This is a genomic window from Marinospirillum sp., from assembly GCF_014859565.1.
The window spans coordinates 1-1858 of sequence record NZ_JACUUA010000409.1 but is presented as its reverse complement, the minus strand read 5'-3'; the positions used below and the strand labels follow the sequence as shown (position 1 = coordinate 1858).

Genomic DNA, 1858 nt, shown 5'->3' with positions numbered 1-1858 from the left:
TGCTGGATTTCAGAAGCTGCCTCTGCCGTACGATTGGCCAGAGAGCGCACTTCATCTGCTACCACTGCAAAACCACGACCGGCTTCTCCGGCGCGGGCGGCTTCAATGGCGGCATTGAGTGCCAGCAGGTTGGTCTGGCTGGTGATGTCGGTAATCATGGCAACAATGTCACCAATTTCTTTCATACGGCTATCGAGCTTCTGAACCCGATCAGCAGTGGTATCGACCACCTTACGAATGCTCAGGGTGCCGGTGCGAGCGGCTTCAAACTGTTCACGGGCATTATCCACTACCTCATCCATGGCTTGTTTCATGGTTTGTGCCGTTTGGGATGCCTGGTTAATTTCGCCCAGTTGCTCTTCAACCAGCGTGAGCATCTTGCCGATGACTTCATTCACTTCACGGCTGGTCTGGCTGGCTTCGTGGGTGCGGGTCAGCATGGTTTCGTTGTTGCTCTGCACCGCTCCGGTGGTATGAATCACCTGACCCATAATGCCATCCAGACTGTCCATAAAACTGTTGATCCAGCGCCCCATGCTGCCACTTTCATCCCGCGCCATTTTTTCAGTATCCAACCGCTGTTTCAGGTTGCCTTCACCTTCAGCAATGGTGCGGATGATCTGGGTGGTTTTACGCAGGCGTTCTGCCACTCGTTTAGGGCCGGTATTGGCAAAAATCCAGGCGGATACCAGCAGCAATAGGGTGTTGAGTGCCAGAGTAGGCAGCAGGCCAAAGGGTGAATAGTGTTGTAGCAGGGTAGTGGTGCCCAGTAAGCCGATCACGGTTGCCAGGTAGGTGTTCATCAGGCCAACGCTGATGGATCGGCGACGGTACACCTCTTCCAGATCCCCTTCACACATCATGCCCCAGCGATCCGGCGAGCCAGGCAGCTGAAAAGTCACCCCTTTGCCGATTACCGGAATATGACGGTAGTCCGAATAACCCGGATAGGTGATGAACAGGTTGCTGCCGTTTTTGATGGTTTCACGCACGCCGGGGTGTAACTGGCCGGTGGCGGGATCTGTAAAACGCAACTCCAGTTCGGTGTGATGTTTAACACTGACCGCACCCCATTGGGTATGGATGCCTTGTTTGAGGTTTTCACCATGAGAAAAGGTGCTGTCTTCAAAACGTGAACGCGACAGCGCTGTGCCGGGTTGTACACTGGTATCAAAACCGGCCTTGACCATAAAAATATAGTTGTCACCAGACTCCGGATAAACGTGTCCAGCTTCACGCTGGATCAGATCACCAATTACATCATTGGGTACACGACCGGCAATACAACCGATCACCTCACCACGTTGAATCAGCGGCTGATAAAACATCAGGGTGACTGCATCATGAAAACTGGAGGTGGAAGCACCCAGCTCCAGGGTGACTGGATCAGCATAAGGCCCGTGCAAGAAAGGTTTTTTTATGCCTTCCTGCAAAGCGCGGGTCAACAATCCACCGCTGTGGGTTTGTCCAACGCGTGCTGCGTGGGTGGAAACCAAAATCTGCCCTTCAGGATTGATGATACACAGCTCAGAAAAATCACCCACCTGAGTTTTGCGACGCAGTAATAAATCCGGCCACTGTGAAGCATCGGATTCAGCACATTGCCCCGCCAGCTCATCCAGGTGCTGCCAGTGGCTGGTGGCCCAGTGGTGTAAAATCTTGACACGAGTGGAAGCAATGCCTTCAAAGATCTGCTCGATGACCGGATAGAGTTTACGGTTCAAAAAGCAGGACCATCCCAGCTGAATTTTGCCATTGCTGCCAAAAACAGGCAGCCAGCGTTTTTCTGCGGCGGAAAGATTCATATTATGGCTAATCAGTTGTGTCATCAGCAGTCTCCGGCAGATGCATGTAAAAA

General features: G+C 52.5%; 1 protein-coding gene. It reads right to left on the bottom strand.

The window, feature by feature from the left end; translation table 11 throughout:
* Positions 1-1829 (bottom strand): methyl-accepting chemotaxis protein (locus IBX50_RS20285; RefSeq protein WP_292258202.1); only part of this gene is annotated, 1829 nt, incomplete at its 3' end.
* Positions 1830-1858: the final 29 nt, after the last annotated feature.